The organism is Celeribacter persicus, assembly GCF_003050785.1.
Taxonomy (GTDB): domain Bacteria; phylum Pseudomonadota; class Alphaproteobacteria; order Rhodobacterales; family Rhodobacteraceae; genus Celeribacter; species Celeribacter persicus.
Window position 1 is genome coordinate 303,011 of record NZ_QAOH01000004.1, and the last position, 16,084, is coordinate 319,094.

Annotated in this window: 19 protein-coding genes; all 19 read right to left on the reverse strand. The window is 65.6% G+C overall.

The features are described 5' to 3' along the window. Entirely contained in the window at window positions 1–1,986 is a 1,986-nt protein-coding gene (locus C8N42_RS07775) for a conjugal transfer protein TraG (RefSeq protein ID WP_107815986.1), read from the reverse strand. A 21-nt stretch (window positions 1,987–2,007) separates the two neighbouring features. Beyond that, entirely contained in the window at window positions 2,008–3,747 is a 1,740-nt protein-coding gene (locus tag C8N42_RS07780; RefSeq protein WP_107815987.1) for a relaxase/mobilization nuclease domain-containing protein, read from the reverse strand. A gap of 243 nt (window positions 3,748–3,990) precedes the next feature. Further along, a complete protein-coding gene (locus C8N42_RS07785; protein ID WP_107815988.1) occupies window positions 3,991–4,746 on the reverse strand; it encodes a lytic transglycosylase domain-containing protein in 756 nt (251 codons plus the stop codon). A gap of 3 nt (window positions 4,747–4,749) precedes the next feature. After that, window positions 4,750–5,088 (reverse strand): DUF736 domain-containing protein, encoded by a 339-nt coding sequence (locus C8N42_RS07790; RefSeq protein ID WP_107815989.1) that lies wholly within the window; start codon window positions 5,086–5,088, stop codon window positions 4,750–4,752. A 68-nt stretch (window positions 5,089–5,156) separates the two neighbouring features. Continuing rightward, window positions 5,157–5,702 (reverse strand): S26 family signal peptidase, encoded by a 546-nt coding sequence (locus C8N42_RS07795; protein ID WP_107815990.1) that lies wholly within the window; start codon window positions 5,700–5,702, stop codon window positions 5,157–5,159. Continuing rightward, complete coding sequence (locus C8N42_RS07800; protein WP_107815991.1) at window positions 5,699–6,208, reverse strand: DUF2840 domain-containing protein; 510 nt, start codon at window positions 6,206–6,208, stop codon at window positions 5,699–5,701. Before C8N42_RS07800 ends, C8N42_RS07795 begins: the two co-directional genes overlap by 4 nt. Beyond that, window positions 6,205–6,453, reverse strand: a complete 249-nt coding sequence (locus C8N42_RS07805) for a ribbon-helix-helix protein (RefSeq protein ID WP_107815992.1) — start codon at window positions 6,451–6,453, stop codon at window positions 6,205–6,207. The genes C8N42_RS07800 and C8N42_RS07805 overlap by 4 nt, the downstream gene beginning before the upstream one ends. Further along, complete coding sequence (parA, locus tag C8N42_RS07810; RefSeq protein WP_107815993.1) at window positions 6,450–7,103, reverse strand: ParA family partition ATPase; 654 nt, start codon at window positions 7,101–7,103, stop codon at window positions 6,450–6,452. The genes C8N42_RS07805 and parA overlap by 4 nt, the downstream gene beginning before the upstream one ends. Continuing rightward, the gene (locus tag C8N42_RS07815) at window positions 7,103–8,164 is read right to left on the reverse strand and encodes a replication initiator protein A (protein ID WP_245889995.1); all 1,062 of its coding nucleotides are present in this window, start codon (window positions 8,162–8,164) and stop codon (window positions 7,103–7,105) included. Before C8N42_RS07815 ends, parA begins: the two co-directional genes overlap by 1 nt. A 95-nt stretch (window positions 8,165–8,259) precedes the next feature. After that, entirely contained in the window at window positions 8,260–8,541 is a 282-nt protein-coding gene (locus C8N42_RS07820; RefSeq protein WP_107815995.1) for a helix-turn-helix transcriptional regulator, read from the reverse strand. A gap of 141 nt (window positions 8,542–8,682) precedes the next feature. Then, window positions 8,683–9,222 carry a DUF2285 domain-containing protein gene (locus C8N42_RS21885; RefSeq protein ID WP_245889996.1) on the reverse strand — a complete coding sequence of 180 codons (540 nt, stop codon included), beginning with the start codon at window positions 9,220–9,222 and terminating at the stop codon, window positions 8,683–8,685. Continuing rightward, window positions 9,116–9,439: a transcriptional regulator domain-containing protein gene (locus tag C8N42_RS22165; RefSeq protein ID WP_281029388.1), complete on the reverse strand. Its 324-nt coding sequence runs from the start codon at window positions 9,437–9,439 to the stop codon at window positions 9,116–9,118. The genes C8N42_RS21885 and C8N42_RS22165 overlap by 107 nt, the downstream gene beginning before the upstream one ends. 129 nt (window positions 9,440–9,568) lie before the next feature. Then, window positions 9,569–9,844, reverse strand: coding sequence for a DNA -binding domain-containing protein (locus C8N42_RS07835; protein WP_107815997.1), 276 nt, complete (start codon window positions 9,842–9,844; stop codon window positions 9,569–9,571). A 111-nt stretch (window positions 9,845–9,955) separates the two neighbouring features. Beyond that, window positions 9,956–10,207 (reverse strand): helix-turn-helix domain-containing protein, encoded by a 252-nt coding sequence (locus C8N42_RS07840; RefSeq protein ID WP_107815998.1) that lies wholly within the window; start codon window positions 10,205–10,207, stop codon window positions 9,956–9,958. A 220-nt stretch (window positions 10,208–10,427) separates the two neighbouring features. Next, the gene (locus C8N42_RS07845) at window positions 10,428–10,754 is read right to left on the reverse strand and encodes a DUF736 domain-containing protein (protein WP_012112733.1); all 327 of its coding nucleotides are present in this window, start codon (window positions 10,752–10,754) and stop codon (window positions 10,428–10,430) included. Window positions 10,755–11,335: 581 nt separating this feature from the next. After that, window positions 11,336–11,776, reverse strand: a complete 441-nt coding sequence (locus C8N42_RS07855; RefSeq protein ID WP_107815999.1) for a hypothetical protein — start codon at window positions 11,774–11,776, stop codon at window positions 11,336–11,338. 151 nt (window positions 11,777–11,927) lie between these two features. Further along, on the reverse strand, window positions 11,928–12,854 hold the full coding sequence (locus tag C8N42_RS07860) for a DUF2493 domain-containing protein (RefSeq protein ID WP_107816000.1): 927 nt from the start codon (window positions 12,852–12,854) through the stop codon (window positions 11,928–11,930). 303 nt (window positions 12,855–13,157) lie between these two features. Next, the gene (locus C8N42_RS07865) at window positions 13,158–14,198 is read right to left on the reverse strand and encodes a DUF7146 domain-containing protein (RefSeq protein ID WP_107816001.1); all 1,041 of its coding nucleotides are present in this window, start codon (window positions 14,196–14,198) and stop codon (window positions 13,158–13,160) included. After that, the coding region (locus C8N42_RS07870; protein WP_211309157.1) for a strawberry notch C-terminal domain-containing protein at window positions 14,198–16,084 on the reverse strand (1,887 nt) is incomplete at its 5' end. The genes C8N42_RS07870 and C8N42_RS07865, both read right to left, overlap by 1 nt.

The window sequence follows — 16,084 nt, forward strand, 5'->3', positions numbered from 1 at the left end:
TCAGAGGTCCATCCCGTCGCCGGGATCCATGCTCACCTGACGCGCCACGTTCAGCCCCATCACCTGCGTGAGGCGCCGGCTGCGGGTTGCATCGTCCTCACCGTCCTCATCAGGCGGATCGAACTCGTTCTCGATCGGCTTCCTCTTGTCGATCGGATTGGCATGGCTCAGCTCAGGCTGATGCCGGCGCTCGGAGCCGGTCGGATCTTCATCCGGATCGCCGGACGTCTTCGTGGCCGTGTCGAACGGCGGACGTTGCGGCACCGGCAAGGCGCTCCAATCGTCGGACTGTGGCTTGCCGGATCGGACCGATTCCGGGGGCGCGAGGATGCGCTCCTTGAAGCGCACATCCTCGAAATAGCGGGCCTTCTTCGCGCGGATCGGCGGGGTGCCTGCCAGCATGACGATCTCGTCGGAGGGCGGAAGCTGCATAATTTCGCCGGGCGTGAGCAACTGGCGCGCCGTCTCGGAGCGGGAGACCATGAGGTGCCCGAGCCAGGGCGAAAGCCTGTGGCCGGCATAGTTTTTCATCGCCTTCATTTCGGTTGCCGTGCCGAGCGCATCGGACACGCGCTTGGCTGTTCGCTCGTCGTTGGTGGCGAAGCTTACGCGCACATGGCAATTGTCGAGGATCGAATTGTTCGGGCCGTAGGCTTTCTCGATCTGGTTCAGAGACTGGGCGATCAGGAAGCTCTTGAGTCCGTAGCCCGCCATGAAGGCCAGGGCGCTCTCGAAGAAGTCCAGCCGACCGAGAGCCGGAAATTCGTCGAGCATGAGCAGGAGCCGGTGCCGACCTGCCTTGGTCTGCAAATCCTCGGTCAGACGGCGCCCGACCTGATTGAGGATGAGGCGGACAAGGGGCTTCGTCCGATTGATGTCGGACGGTGGCACGACGAGGTAGAGCGTCGTGGGCGTTTCGCCCGCCACCAGGTCGGCAATGCGCCAGTCACAGCGGCGCGTCACCTCGGCGACGACGGGATCGCGATAGAGACCGAGGAACGACATGGCGGTAGACAGCACGCCCGAGCGCTCATTGTCGGATTTGTTCAGAAGTTCGCGCGCCGCGCTGGCGATGACGGGATGCGGCCCGGCTTCTCCGAGATGCGCGGTCTTCATCATCGCGTCGAGTGTCGCTTCGATCGTGCGCCTGGGGTCGGACAGGAACGAGGCCACGCCGGCGAGGGTCTTGTCAGGTTCGGCATAGAGAACGTGCAGAATGGCACCGACCAGCAAGGCATGACTGGTCTTCTCCCAGTGATTGCGCCGCTCGAGGCTGCCTTCGGGATCGACCAGGATATCGGCGATGTTCTGGACGTCGCGGACCTCCCATTCACCGCGCCGAACCTCAAGCAGCGGATTATAGGCCGACGAATCCGGATTGGTCGGATCGAACAGAAGCACCCTGCCGTGCCGGGCGCGAAAGCCCGCGGTGAGCTGCCAGTTCTCGCCCTTGATGTCATGGACGATTGCCGAACCTGGCCAGGTCAGGAGCGTGGGCACCACCAGGCCGACGCCTTTGCCGGACCGCGTCGGTGCAAAACACAGGACATGCTCTGGCCCGTCGTGACGAAGATAGGCCCGATCGAAGCGCCCGAGCACGACGCCATCGGGATCGAGGAGTCCCGCGGCCTTGACCTCATCGGGTCGCGCCCATCGGGCGGATCCATAGGTCTCCGCGTTCTTTGCCTCCCGCGCTCGCCAGACCGACATGAGAATCGCGACGGCAATGGCGATGAATCCGCCCGATGCCGCGATCATCCCTCCCGTGGCAAAGATGCCCGGCGCATAGGCTTCGTAGAAATACCACCACCAGAAGATCGCGGGCGGATAATAGACCGGCCAACCGCCGACCCGGAACCATGGCGACCCGAGCTGCGCCTGAAACCCGAGCTCCCACGCCACGTATTGTGTCGCCGCCCATGTCGTGACGAGGACGATCAGAAAGACGGTGATGATCTGGCCCCAGAGAATTTTCGTCGCGGACATGGTGGTTCCTTCCTTTGAGTGTCAGAGCCCGAGGTCCCGTTTGCGGCCGACGCTCCAGTCGACGCCGCCGTCGCCCCGCGCGACGCCCGAGACGTGGCGGCCGAGATTCTTCTCGAGCGAAGGGGACCAGGGCACGAGCTGGAAGCCGAGGCCGTCGTCGATCATGGCGAAGCGGCCGGATGCCAGCGCCAGTCGCTGCCGGTAGGTGCCGGAGACATATTCGCCGCCGGCAGCCCGGTTGAACGGCAGGCCGGTCTCATCCGCCAGCTTGCCGCCAATCGCGTCGAGTTCGCGGCGCCGCAGCGTGTCGATCAGGTTGCGAGTGAAGACGATGCGTCGCCCCTGACGCTCCGCCAGCCCTTCCTGCAGAAGGCGCTCGGCGCGGCGATCCATCGCTTCGCGAACCTCGGCGCCGAAGCCACCGGAGGAAACATCGATCCGCTCGCGCGCGACGGCCTGCCGGTCCAGCCAGGTCGCGCCGGACGCCGAGATCTGGCCTTGCAGGTCGAGATCGGAGCGGACGGCAATCGCCACGCGGCGCTGCCCTCTCGCATCGTCGAAGCCGCGAAGCTCGACGATCGATCCGGGAGCGCTGTCGCCCGCGGCATCGAGATCGGGCAGCTTGATATGATGGGTCCGGCCATCGACGCCATCGACCACCGCATAGGCAGTCCCTTTCAGCTCGTCATCGAGCCCACGCTCGACCAGCCGGCCGATGACCGGCGTGTCGAGACTCTCGGCGGCAAGCACATAGCCTGCGGCGCCACGCTCAATCCCCTTCTCGGTCAGAGCCCGGTGCATGCGCTTGATGATGTCGCCGCGCTCGCCCAACTCGCGCAACGTCGCCTCGGCATCGTGACTGATCGACCATTGCCCGGGGCCGACCTGGTCGGCGAGGCCGAGCGATTCCAGTTTCCGGAGCCGCCCGATTTTGAGGGCCTGGTATTCATCGGGCTGACGGTCGGGTTGCGGCGCCAGGTCGATCGCACCGGCATCGCGAGCATCGCGGACGAGCTGGCGGTCGAGCTGGGTCCAGCGCTCCGCCTCGATCTGCCGCTCAAGCGCGCGCCGGATGTCGCGATCGGTGCGCGGCCCCAGTTCCATGGTGATGAGATCGCGCGCCCGATCGCGCATCCCCTCCTTGATGTAGTCGCGCGAGATCACGAGGTCCTGCCCGTCGTCCCGAACGCCGCGGACAATCAAATGGACATGGGGATGCTCGGTGTTCCAGTGATCGACGGCCACCCAGTCGAGGCGCGTGTCGAGGTCCTTTTCCATCTGCCCGACGAGATCGCGCGTGAAGGTTTTGAGATCCGACATCTCGAGCGCGTCGTCGGGTGAGACGATGAAGCGGAAATGATGCCGGTCATCGCCGCAGCGCTCGGCGAAGGCCCGCCCCTCGGCAGCCTCCGTCTCCGGCCCGAACAGACGCGCCTTCTCCCCGTCCCGGGTCACACCGTCACGGCTCAGGTAATCGAGATGCGTGCCCAGGGGCGCGGTACGCCCGGAGTGGCGCACGACGCGCGCCTTGACCACCGCGCCCCGTGACCGGGCGGTGATGAAACGATTGGCCTGGATGCTGGCCCGCTGCCCATGCCCGAAGCGCGAACGGTTCCCGGAAGTGACGCGGCCAGAACGCGACACCGTTCCCCCGGCCTTCTTGGCCGCCGCGAGTGCCTGGGCGATGAACGGGCGCACATGCTGTGCCCGCATCGAGCGGATGCGGCCAGGGCGGATGCGGAACTCGTGCTCACCGGCCATGACCCTGCCCCGCAATGTGCGAAAAGCCGAGCAATTCCGGGCAGGTAAACCGTTCCGGCACATTGCGCTGAGACGCCGCAATGTGTGAAACGCGCTGGAAAACCCAATAAAAACAACCGACCGCCCGGCCCACAATGTGCGGCCTTTTATCCTGCCATCGTCCGGTCGTAGTGCCCGCACCCGACCCCTTCGCCCTCCATGGTGCGCAAAAGCTCGCCAGAGCACGATACAGCGTTCGGCCGGTCATGGCGCATCACCCGTGGCTTGAGCGGCAACGAAAATGCCCTCCGCGGCGCCCTGATCCGCTCCGGGAACGAGGGAATGGGCGCCTTCCTGCGGCGCATTGTCCGCAGCTTCGCGGCTTATATCGCGCGCCACGAAGAGTGGCGCTTCGCGCCAATCGGGCGGCGGTGCGGGCGCGGCAGGAACGGCAACGGGCAGCGCATCCGCGCCCAAGATCGGCGCGAGGGTCGCAACATAGGCGCGTGTCTCTGCGGGCAGATTGCGACCGTCGGAAAGGTATTCTTCGTAACGGCCCGGTCCGCCATTATAGGCCGCCAGCATGGCCGCAATATTGCCGTAGCGATCAAACATCTCGCGCAAGTAAGCCGCACCTGCGAGAATGTTGTCGCGACGATCGAAGGGGTCACGGCCGAGCCGGTGACGTTGGCGGAGTGCGGCCCAGGTATCGGGCATGATCTGCATCAGGCCCATCGCGCCGGCCGATGACACCGCCCGCAGATCGCCCGCGCTTTCGACGCGCATCACCGCGCGGATCCAGTGCTCCGGAATGCCGAAGCGGAGCGACGCTTCCGCGACATACTGGGCGTTCGGATCGCGCAGAATGGCCTGAGCCGCGGGTGCGACCGGGACCTGCGCCAGTCCAACAGATGCGAACGGGATCGACAGGCCGAGAAGGAGAAGTGAGACAGTGCGCCGGGCGACGCGAAGCCGCCCGAACACATGACCCAGGCGACGCCGGAAGCAAAGCTGCGGCATCGCTCAGTCCTTTCCGTCGCGCTTTGGCGCGCGGCTCCAGTGCAGCGACCACGACGTCGCGTCGGCGCCGTTCTGGAACAGGGCGGCGCGCATCGGATGCGGCAGGGCGGGATCGTCGATCAGCACCGAGAGATAGTCTCCGGCTTTCTCGCCGATGCGCGACCAGCCGGCGCCGACCTCGGGGCCGCTTTCATCCGGGCCGAGGTGAACACGGTGATCGGGCGCGTTCTCTACCCCTGCGGTATCGACAGCGACGATGGCGATCTCGCTGTCGAGTGTGAGGGTCTGGATGCGGCCGGAGAAGCCGGATTTCTGCCGGGTGAACTCGCCGATTTGCGGCATGGGATTTTCCTTTCCTGTGCGGCGGAGTAGGCCGGGAACGGGCGGCATGTCCGCTCCCGTGCAGGCGTTCACCGCGTTGACGCCTGCCGTTCGAGGCGACCGTCGCCGTTCCCGTCGGTCCAGATCGGCTCGACGCGCGCAGTGACGGATGCGAGGGGAAGCGGCCCGAAATACCGGCCGTCCATGCTGTCTTCAGTGTCCCAGTTCATCAGGAACACTTCGCCATTGGAGATCACCCGGCAGCCCTGCCAGGAAGGCAGTTGGCGGCCTCGGCTGTCGCGCTCGCGGGCTTCGCCATAGGCGTGATCGTAAGCAGTGATCTGCGCGCCATTCCGGCACACTTGCGTGCCGGGGAGCGCCAGAACGCGCTTGATCAGGAGAACGCCGCGCGGGAGATAGCCGCGGGCGTCGAGGAAGTCCGAGAGATCGTCCGGCGGCATCACCGCGACAAGATCGCCGACCTCGAGCCGCCCCACAGGGCGAACGGAATAGAGGCCGATCGGCGCGCTGGCCGAGGCATTCCAGATGAAGCGGGGACCGTGGCCGGTCAGATGCGGCGCGACGATGAGCGCGCCCGCCGCCGACATGGCCCAGACAATGGCGCGGCGGCTCATGGCTGGACGCTCCGCCGTTTCAGCCAGGCGCGGTGCTGGGCTGGCGAATAGGGACGCGGCCGCTCGCCGGCGGCGAGCCGGTTGTGGACGTGCCGCCAGTGATCGGGCGAAACCTCTACGGCATCGATACCCGCCGCTTCGATCACGTCGATGATCTGAAGCGTACGCTCCACCTTGGGCCAGCCATGTGTTCGCAGGAGGAGGACGCCGCCGGGATCGACGAACGGCACGGTCTGATAGGCTTCACTCGCTCGCGGGGCGCACAGGATGTCGAGCCGGGACTCGACCGTTCCATGTTCGTTGGCGGCCCAGCGAACGAGCGCGAAACTGGCACCCGGCCGGAAAGAGAGGACACGCCGGCGGCGGTCCAGGATCTCCTCACGGACAGCCATGCCGAACCTGGTCCAGTGTTCGACCGACTTCTCGACCCAGGTCAGTTCAACACGAGTGAACCGGTCGGCCATTTGCGCGGAGCGCGCCTGACAGGGTGTCGTGCTTGGGGTCATTCGCCATCTCCGCTGGTTGGGGGAAACTCCCGCGCGAGGAGCTCGCGCAGCATGTCGGCGACGGTCATGCCGCGCCGGAAGGCGGCGATCTTGATCCGCCCCCGCAACTCGGGCGTCACGTCGATGGTCAGGCGGGCGGTGTTCGTGGCCGCTTCGTCGCCTTTCGGGGGCGGTCCGGCCTTGATCCATTGTTCGGGATCGGCGGGACGGGTCGCAAAGCCCTTCCTGTTTGCCCGGGCGCTCATGATGCGCTCCGGGGATTGCCGAGATGCGTCACCTCGGCAACCAGCGCGGTGATCTCGCGCGCGGCCGCGCTCTCATGGTCGAGTTCCCGGACGATCCGTCCGGACTGCGCAGCGGCGGCGAAAGCAATGCGCTGACCGATGCGACTGGCCAGGGCCGGTGGGTCATGATCCGCGAGCGCTTCAGCGGTATCGCGCGCCAGCACAGTGCGCGCCCCGCATCGGTTCAGGACGAAACGGGCCACCAGTTCCGGCCGGTAGATGCGCGCCTCCGAGATCAGCGCCAGCATTTCCGCAGACGCCCAGCCGTCGAAGGGCGACGGCTGCACCGGGATCAGCACCATGTCCGTTGCCAGCAGCGCCGAGCGCATGAGTCCGGCCACACGCGGCGGCCCATCGATGACGACGAAATCGGCATCCCTGGCAAGCGCGGGGGCTTCGCGATGCAGTGTGTCTCGGGCGAGACCGATCACGCTGAACTGGCGCGGCAGCCCCTCGCGAGCGCGCATCTCGGACCAATCGAGCGCCGAGCCTTGCGGGTCGGCGTCGATGAGGATGACACGCCGTCCTTGCATGGCCCACTCGCCCGCAACGGCGAGCGCCAGCGTCGTCTTCCCGACGCCGCCCTTCTGATTGAGCAAGGCGAGGATCATTACGCGCCTCCCGAGGGGTCGTCGGAAGACGCCGTGGGAGTGCGACGACGGACGGTGAAAGTGTCAGCGGTGGCGCTCCGATCCTGTGCATGGCGCTTGTCGCCGGACGTTACTTTCAGCGCATTGCCGACCTTCACGATGAGCTTTTGCACATCGCGTCTGCGCTCTTCAAAGTTAGATTCTTCGTTAGACTCTAAGTTAAGGGCGCGATTTTCGAAGCGATTTCCGGGCTTTACGCCCTGTTTGGGTTCCTGATAGCACGAGCCCTGGGTTCCCGATAGCACGATAGTCCGGGTTCCCGATGGCACGAGGCCATCCACAGGTTTTCCACAGGCTGGGCTGGGCTCGAAGGCCAGCAACATCCGGCCGCCGTATTCGATCTCGGTGAACAGCGTGTAGCCGGGGAGCGGCTGACGCCGGATGATGTCGCGCAGCTCGAAGGCGAAGCGCTTGAACGGCGACAGGCTGCCCGATTTCTGGTGAAGGTGGCGGAAGTCGAAGCGCCAGCCGTCCTTCTGCCGGCCGCCATGCTTGCGGACGAGACGGTAGAGCCAGCGTTCGAGTCCGCCCGTCAAATCGAAATAGGCCCGGTCGATCGTGAGGATGAGCGCGTCATCGAGGACGGCCTGGTAGAACCAGTCCGGGACGATCATCTCGACGCCGTCGGGTCGGCCCTTGTGGTTGGTTCGCTCCTGCCACTCGTTGATCCAGGAGAAGCGGTGGCGGCGTCCTTCGGCCGTCTGACGCAGCGTGGTCGATATCGTTGTGGATTGCAGCCGGTCCAGTGCGGCCTTCAGGCGCCGGTAGTCTCGCAGGCTGGTGCCGCGGCCGATGAAGGTGAGAATCTCGTAGGGCGTCGCCATCATGAGCCGCGAGGTTCGCAGTCCGGCATCGCGTGCCTCCACGATCTGGCTCGCGGCCCAGATCAGGATGTCGGCGTCCCAGATGGTCGCCATCCCGTGATCGGGGACCGCCTCGACGCGGATCGAGACGGCTCCCGCGCTGAAGTCGATCGGCGCAACGCGATGGGACTTTGAAAGGGAGAAGAAGGGATAGGCCATGAGATCCTGCGCGTCTCGTGGCGCGAAATCTCCCGGAAGCGCTCTGAACAGATCGAGCTGCCCGCGCTCCGACAGGGTTCGACGCCGTCCTGTCATCAGCGGGCGGAGCGAACCGCCCGCGGTGAGGCCGGCGGCATCTGCCGCTTGGGCGGAACCAGCTGGCCGCGCGGATCGGTGGTGGAGGTCACCGCGCCGCGGTCGGCCCAGGCTTTGAGATCATCGACGGAATAGACGACGCGCCCGCCAAGCTTGTGATAGGCGGGACCAGTACCGTAGGTGCGGTGTTTCTCGAGTGTCCTGGCGGACAGGCTGAGAAATGCAGCCGCCTCTTTCGTCCGTAGGTAGCGCGGCGGCAGAACGGCGGGATCAGGATGCATGGATCGAGCCTCCGTGGGGTTGCGGGACGCCGCAGAGGACCAGCGGCGATTTGCGACAACGGTGGCGGAGAAAGATCGGCGGGGTGGATGGGGAAGATTGGAGGCGAAGAATCCCCACCCCCCCCGGGCAGAGTGGCAGGTTCAGGCCTTGCGTTTGTGCCGGAGCAACCTTCGGTAGCCGCCTTCGATAAGGGCGGAGGCGCTCTCAATCAGCCCAATAACCGTGTCGCGGAGCGCGGATGTTCGCCAGGGCTCCGAGGCGATGCGCTCGGAACCGAACATGGCAATTGCGATTTCCCGGTAGGTGGCGCCGTTGCTGCGGCCATCTGCCGCCTGCATCATCTGGCGCATCCGCCGTCGCTGATAGGGTGTCACGCGCGCGTCGTGCGGGACTGGCCCTGCGTTTGCGGCATGCCAGAGACGGAGAACGGCCTGAAGTCGGTCGGGTAGATCGCTGTCGAGGGGCAGAACGATGGAGGATGCGCGGTCGAGCTCGCAGCCGGTCAGATACAGGATTTGCGCGTCGGTATAGGCCTCGTGGATCGAATACAGGCCCTCGGGGCCTTCGCGGCCGTCAGCAGGCGCGAGCGGAGGCGGTGACGGCAGGAACGACGGCGCGGAGTCGATGAGTAGAACGGCCGGATTGACGAGCGGCGACCAGAGGACCTGTTGCTCGAGCACGGAAAGGCTCGGTCGCGCCGGGAAATCGCAACCCCCATAGATGCTGGGCGTCATCGGTATAGGGGTTTGCCTCCGCATTCATGGCGGCGAGTTCGGCGAAATGCTCCTGATAAGGTTCGGAGCGGCGCAGGCATTCCCAGGCAAGGCCCTCGACCGAGAGGCTGTCGTAGAACTCGTAACGATCACTTTCGCTCCACTGGGATGTGTCTGGTCGCATCCTCCCCTCCTCGCTCTGTCGGAACGGTCGAGTTGTTCAACGATTCCAGCATCATCCGCATGCGGGAAGATCGAGGGATGGCATTGAGCGATGCCGGTTTGGCATCGCTTCACGGCCCCGCCTCACGGGTCAGTGCCGGGGCGCGGATTGCCACAGGAGGTGGCGATATCCGGTTCGGGTCATCCATCTCGCTCGCGCCAGATGGCTGTCATGGACGCGGCGCGCGCGCGCCGGCTCGAGGCGAGGGTCAATCCCGAACAGGACTTCCACCGCTTCGGTCCACTCGGCACCGTCGGCGGCGGCGTCCAGGAGCCGCATGTAAAGCTTGATGTGCGTCCGGTCGTAGGCGGTCAGTTCCTCGACATCGGGAGCATCATCCTCGAATGGTTCGATCATCGAGGACATACCGGCCGCTCCACGGACAAAATAGCCGTCGGGTGAATGGCTTGCGAGCGGCTACAGGTTTTAGCTGACTGCGAAAGACGCGCTCGCGCGGGCCAAGTATTCCCCGACCCTCTACCGGCGTCCTTTCTCGTCGCGATCATGAACAAGCAGCACCCCCTGTCCGCGTTCGGTTGACAGGAGAACTATTCCAGCCGCTTCAAGAGCCCGGCGAACCTGATCGCGCGTAGTTTCGTAAACCTCGAGCCGGCTTTCGGATTCGAGGCGCTTTAGCGCTGTCAATGATACACGGGCCTTATCTGCGAGCGTCTCCTGTGTCCAACCCAGTAACGCGCGTGCGGCCCGCGACTGTCGGGAGGTGATCATGCATGATCACCTCCCATCGCGACCGGCGCGCATTCCAGAACTACGACTATAATAGTCGTTCTGCTCCGATCTTCTATCTGAAATCGCAGATCCCGAGCCCGGCTTTGCGTGCGTCCTCGCTCAACGCTTCCGAATCGATTCGGCGACAGCGGCCGGGGGGTGACGGCTTTCCTGCGAGCAGGGAGAAGGCCCCGACCTCTCGGCCGGGGCCTTGTGCGCCTTAGTCGCCGTTGCGGCGGTTTGGCCGGGACCAGATCAGGGAGTAACCCTCGCCGTCCTCGTCATCGAAGAGGTTGGCGTAGATCGGAGCGGTGAAGCTCGGATCGTCCAGCTTGAGGCCCAGATAGTCGCGGCCCTCGTTGGAGCGCTTGGACCAGGCGGCGCCGATCTCGGCGCGGCCGACTAGGACCCGGTGGCTGGGGGCGTTCTCGCCGGTGGCGCGCTGGTCTGGGACGATGCGCACGCCTTTGGCCTGGACGCTGAGGGTGACGATTTCGCCGGTGAATTCGTTCGAGCCGGTCTTCTTGAAGGTGCCGATGGTCGCCATTTTAAGTCTCCGTTTTCCGTTTTCGAGCCCGCACCATTGCGGCCTCGATGGCGATCGACAGGACGGAGACGATCGCTGGCGCACCCCCGCGCAGCAGGGGGCTGGACAGCAAAGGAGGAACTTTCTTGTTCCGCGAGGAATGACGGTGCCTGCACCGGCAGGGGAAGAAAGTTGTGACGGCGCTGTTGCGCCGAAGCGGTCGAGGCAAAGCCGGTCTTCGGCCAGATCAGGCCATTGAAGAGGCCGTTTGGAGCGGTTGCAAGACGGGCATGGAACGGAGGCGATGGCGCCCAAAAGGAACCAGGAAAGTGGACCGGACCGGCATCACGGCACGCTCGTCTCCCCGCGTCCCAGGCGGTGCGCGTTCTTCGACCTGACCGGTTGCTCCGGCATCGTCCCCGTCACCGGGTTTCAAGTTCGGCAGGCGAGTGCCGGGGCTGACATCTTGCGCTCCCGTTTCGGCCGCGCCCGGGCCTCACGCCGATCCGAACCACGTCCGCCGACACCCCCCATCCGCCTCCTGACGGGGATGGCCAGTGTCACGCTGCCCTGGCTGTCCGCCCGGCTGCCGCTACGCGTCGTCACGCGCTCGCAAGGTTCCGGTCTGCCGGGTCGGCAGCCGCCCATCCCGCGAGCCGGAGGAAAGCCGTCACGCCCACGGCGATCGCGCCAATGGTCGCAAAGACGAGCTGCCAGGTCTCGGACGGCATCGTGAGTTTGACGATGCCAAGCGTGGCATAAAACCCCGCCAGGACAGCGGGAGCGACAAAGATCAGGGCGATCAGCACACGCGCCCAGAGTGGGCGAACGAGCATGAGCAGACCCTGCGCAACGGCCAGGGTCAGCCCCGCCGCGAGGAGGCCGACGAGCCCCGCGCCGAGCCATCCCGCACCTGTGCCATAGGCCCAGGTGCCGGCATTCACACCGATGAAGAACGGCAGCGCGAAGATCGCGAGGTTGAACAGCAGCCAGCACATCGTGCCGATGGCCGCAATGGAAACGAGGATGCCCAGTATGATCATGGTGGCGGCTCCGTGCAAATGGTTGAACGGTTGCGCCTGCCACCACCTCCACGGCGCAAACCGGAATATGGCATGAACATGCCTGTCTCGGCGAGACGGAATGCCAGGTCCGCTCCCGCGACTTCGACAGGACAATGTTGGAGGGCAGCGCTCATGCGCTGCCCGTACCGAAGCGATAGACCGGGATGCCCATCTTGCGGGCCTTGTCGGCCAGATTGTCCTGGATGCCGGTTCCGGGGAAGATGATGACGCCGATCGGCATCGTGCTAAGCATCTGGTCGTTGCGCTTGAACGGCGCGGCCTTGGCGTGTTTCGTCCAGTCGGGCTTGAACGCGACCTGCGGCACCTTGCGGTTGTTGGCCCAGGTGGCGGCGATGCGCTCAGAGCCTTTCGGCGTGCCGCCGTGCAGGAGCACCATGTCCGGGTGCTTGGCATGGACCTGATCGAGCTTGCCCCAGATAAGCCGGTGGTCTGTCGTGTCCCCGCCCGAGAAGGCGATCTTCGGCCCTGCGGGCAACAGCACCTCGTTGTCGGCCCGGCGCTTGGCGGCTATGAAGTCACGGCTATCGATCATCGCCGCAGTCATCTGGCGGTGGTTGACCCGTGAGCCGGAGCGCGGCGACCAGGGCGTGCCGGTAGTGCGCAGGTAGATGTCGGCGGCGGTATCGCGGAAGATCTCCATGCTGTCGCGGCGCTCAATGAGGCTCTGGCCGATGCCGATCAGGGTCTCGAGCTGGACGGATTTGACCTCCGAGCCATCCTGTTCCCGCTGAAGGCGCTTCTGCGCCTGCTCGTTGTCGTCCAGTTTGCGCTCGATCCGCTCGACGGCGCGGTGGAAGGTGTTGACGGTGGACCACATGATCTCGTCGAGGTCGAAATCGAGGCTGGTGTCGGCCATGCTGGAAATCAGGGCGTCGAAGATATCGGCGACAGCGGCCCGGATGACGTGATCCTCAGGGGGGATCCGGGGATCGGCCTCGTCCTCCGAGGGACGATAGCCATAGAGTTCGAGATCCTCGATGACATGGCCGGTCGGGGAGGTGCTGTGATCGGGTTCGAGTTCGTCATGAGCGTCCATGGGGTGCGTCCTTCGGCTGGACCGCGACCGTCGCGGCCTTCATGGCGACGACAAGCCCACGGGCGATTCGGTCTGGCAGCCCGAGCCCTGGCGAGGGCCTCGATGGCAAAGCCGGACTATTTTGCCTCGCGCTGCAAAGCCCCGAAGGGGCGGCGGAAAATAGTCCGGCGGCGCCATTGCCGGGCCGGACCGTTTGTGGGCCGCTCGCCCTCTCGAAGGCCGAGGCGCGGTCCCCTTGCCGTGGGGTGTAGTCCCATATGCCCATGACAAGCCGGCCCCCGCCTGATCACACCCCCTTTCCGGCTAAGCAGCGAGGACCATGAAGCGGCTGACGTCCTCGGGGGCGAGTTGCACCCGCACCTCCGCCCGAAGCGCAGCCAACCCGCGCATGACGAGATCTTCGTTGAAGTCCCCCAGCATGGGCGAGAGCGTGATCGCCTCGATCCCGGCCCCGCGTGCCCGGTCGACAAGGCTATCCCGCGCGCCGTCGCCTGCCGGATCGTTGTCGCGGACGATATAGAGCCTGCGCAAATTGGCCGGAAACAGGATGGCGGCGAGATGCCCGGCAGAGAGTGCGGACACCATCGGCATCGGGGGCATGGCCTGCCGCAGGGACAATATGGTCTCGATGCCCTCCCCCGCCGCCATGACATCCTGCGCCTCGCCAAAACGGACGGCATTGCCGAGCAGGTCGCCCATCGCCTTGCGCGGCGGATCGATGGGCGCCTTGGCCGAGCCGTCACGGGCGAGCCAGGTCCGGTGCGCGCCGGTGACCTTGCCATTGAGGTTGGTGACCGCAGCGATCATCGCAGGCCAGGTCTCGGTCGGCCCATCGCCCTCGGGCCGCCAGTAGCAGTTCGGATGGAACCGAAGATTTGCGGTTCCGCGTAAATCCGTAATGCCGCGCTTGCGCAAATACGCTTCTGCGACGCTGCCCGTGATCGGCTGCGTCATGCGCCAGAGCCTACGCGCGGCCTCGGACGAACCCGATGGCACGGGTGGTGTTCGCGCTCGAAATGTGACCGGTTCCGATTCGGGTTGCGGCAGGCTGAGGAACCGTCGGGCCTCCTCGGCCACATCCGCGAAGTCGCTCAGGCCGAGCGATTCCCGGATCACGTCGAGCAGGTCGCCATGCTCGCCGGTCGCCGGGTCGGTCCATTTCCCGGCGACACCCTTGGCGCTGTCATGCAAGCGCACGAACATCGAGCGCCCGGCGGTGTTGCGGACGTCACCGACTTGCCAGTAATTGCCCTGCTTGCGCCCGTTCGAGAGATAGAAGCGGCAGACCGCCTCGGCCTGACGGCCGAGACGCTGCGCGAGATCAGTGGCGTCGAGACGGGACATTACGCGGCCTCCCGCTCACCGATGCGCTCGACCGGGAAGCGGTCGAGGAGCCTGGCCGCAATCTCCGGTCCGGATGCGCCCACCGGCACGAAGAAGCGGAGCTTCCACGAGATGATCTCGCTGAAGAGGCCATAGGCGCGCAGGCGCTCCCGCATCGACTCGGTGAAGCCCGAAAGCTCGATGCGGTTCGCACCCATCACGCGGGCGCGGCGCAGCTGCAATCCTTCGGCGAGATCGAAGACCGTGCGGCCTTCCAGCAGTGCGGCATAAACCGCATCGGACGTCAGACCGGCGGGGACACCGCTGGTCGAGGCGCTGGCGGCCCATGCGGGAGAGACGCGGCGGCCGATGATCCGTTCGCCCTCATCGGTCTGAAGGCGATAGACGCGGGAAGACTCCTGCGGCAGGCGCTTCCAGATCGGCAGCAGCAGACCTGTCACCATATGCAGCGTGCTGTCGGTGAATTCCGGCACCTCGGCGAGTTCGGCCCTCCAGGCCGCGCCGAATGTCTCCCCATCGACCTCGACCCAATGGGTCTCGCCCATCATGCGCAGGGGGACGTTCTGCGCCTCCATCGGCCGGATCAGCCGGACGCGCCGTTCGATCTCGCCATCGTCCAGCATGACGCTGGTGGTGGGGATCTGGACAGCGGCACGGCCGGAACGCTCATTGACCAGCAGCTTCGCGCGGGGATCGTCAAGTTCGGCCGTCGCTGCATCCAGCGAGACCGGCCGGTTGCGCTTGCGCTCGGCGATGGTCAGGAGCCGGGTCTCGGCGCCGGTCGCCGGATGGGTGTAGATTACCTGCCGGTCGGAAACCGTAAAGCTCTCGGCCCGCAGCGTTTCCAGCCCCATATCATAGGTGCCCGAGGCGATGGCCCCGTCGATCCGGGCCTCCAGCAACTGCTCGAAGGCCGAGAACAGGATGCCCTGGAGTTCGATGGTCAGTGCCAGCAGACGGTTGAGGAAGGTGGTGATCGGTGGCAGGTCGTCCTTGATGCCATTGCTGTCCATCAGCTTGAGACCGGTGGCAGATTCAAACCGCTCCAGCGGGCAACCCTCCACCTTGCCGCGCACTACAGCCAAATAGAGCTGGCGCAAGGCGTCGCGGGCATAGCTGGATTCCAGATTGTCCTCGGGCCGGAACAGGCCTTGCCCGCCAGTCTGGCGCTGGCCGCGCGTGATGGCGCCCAGCGTATCGAGACGTCGAGCAATGGTGCTGAGGAAGCGCTTCTCGGCCTTCACATCCGTTGCGATGGGCCGGAAGAGCGGCGGTTGCGCCTGATTGGTGCGGTTGGTGCGGCCCAGGCCCTGGATGGCGGCATCGGCCTTCCAGCCGGGTTCCAGCAGATAGTGAACGCGCAGGCGCCGGTTCCTGGCCGAGAGTTCGGCGTGATAACTGCGCCCGGTTCCGCCCGCGTCCGAGAAGACCAGGACGCGCTTCTGGTCATCCATGAAGGCCGAAGTCTCGGCAAGATTGGCGGAGGGAGCGCGGCTCTCGACAGCGAGGCGTGCTGCCGGACCTTCGCCCCTGCGCACGATCCGCCGTGAGCGTCCCGTCACCTCGGCGACCATGTCGGTGCCGAAATGCTGCACGATCTGGTCGAGCGCGCCGGGAACGGGCGGCAGGCTGGTGAGCTGCTCGATCATCTCGTCGCGCCGGGCCACGGCCTCGCGGCTTTCGACCGGCTGGCCATCGCGAAAGACCGGGCGCGACGACAGATTGCCCTCGCCATCGGTGAAGGGTTCGTAGAGCTGCACCGGGAAGGAATGGGCGAGGTAATCGAGAACGTAATATGCCGCGTCAGCATTATGCTGAGTTCGGGGCTTCAAGCTGTTGTTCTGGTGATTCATTTTCAGGTTTCCGCTTTGGATAATCATGATGCC

Coding starts and splice junctions, on each gene's coding strand:
- C8N42_RS07785 (WP_107815988.1), bottom strand. CDS start 4,746: ATGCCGCAGCTTTGCTTCCGGCGTCGCCTGGGTCATGTGTTCGGGCGG.
- C8N42_RS07835 (WP_107815997.1), bottom strand. CDS start 9,844: ATGTCCTCGATGATCGAACCATTCGAGGATGATGCTCCCGATGTCGAG.
- C8N42_RS07845 (WP_012112733.1), bottom strand. CDS start 10,754: ATGGCGACCATCGGCACCTTCAAGAAGACCGGCTCGAACGAATTCACC.
- C8N42_RS07840 (WP_107815998.1), bottom strand. CDS start 10,207: ATGATCACCTCCCGACAGTCGCGGGCCGCACGCGCGTTACTGGGTTGG.
- C8N42_RS22165 (WP_281029388.1), bottom strand. CDS start 9,439: ATGCGACCAGACACATCCCAGTGGAGCGAAAGTGATCGTTACGAGTTC.
- C8N42_RS07775 (WP_107815986.1), bottom strand. CDS start 1,986: ATGTCCGCGACGAAAATTCTCTGGGGCCAGATCATCACCGTCTTTCTG.
- C8N42_RS07795 (WP_107815990.1), bottom strand. CDS start 5,702: ATGAGCCGCCGCGCCATTGTCTGGGCCATGTCGGCGGCGGGCGCGCTC.
- C8N42_RS07780 (WP_107815987.1), bottom strand. CDS start 3,747: ATGGCCGGTGAGCACGAGTTCCGCATCCGCCCTGGCCGCATCCGCTCG.
- parA (WP_107815993.1), bottom strand. CDS start 7,103: ATGATCCTCGCCTTGCTCAATCAGAAGGGCGGCGTCGGGAAGACGACG.
- C8N42_RS07855 (WP_107815999.1), bottom strand. CDS start 11,776: ATGATCATACTGGGCATCCTCGTTTCCATTGCGGCCATCGGCACGATG.
- C8N42_RS07800 (WP_107815991.1), bottom strand. CDS start 6,208: ATGACCCCAAGCACGACACCCTGTCAGGCGCGCTCCGCGCAAATGGCC.
- C8N42_RS07805 (WP_107815992.1), bottom strand. CDS start 6,453: ATGAGCGCCCGGGCAAACAGGAAGGGCTTTGCGACCCGTCCCGCCGAT.
- C8N42_RS07820 (WP_107815995.1), bottom strand. CDS start 8,541: ATGCATCCTGATCCCGCCGTTCTGCCGCCGCGCTACCTACGGACGAAA.
- C8N42_RS07815 (WP_245889995.1), bottom strand. CDS start 8,164: ATGGCCTATCCCTTCTTCTCCCTTTCAAAGTCCCATCGCGTTGCGCCG.
- C8N42_RS07790 (WP_107815989.1), bottom strand. CDS start 5,088: ATGCCGCAAATCGGCGAGTTCACCCGGCAGAAATCCGGCTTCTCCGGC.
- C8N42_RS07860 (WP_107816000.1), bottom strand. CDS start 12,854: ATGGACGCTCATGACGAACTCGAACCCGATCACAGCACCTCCCCGACC.
- C8N42_RS07865 (WP_107816001.1), bottom strand. CDS start 14,198: ATGTCCCGTCTCGACGCCACTGATCTCGCGCAGCGTCTCGGCCGTCAG.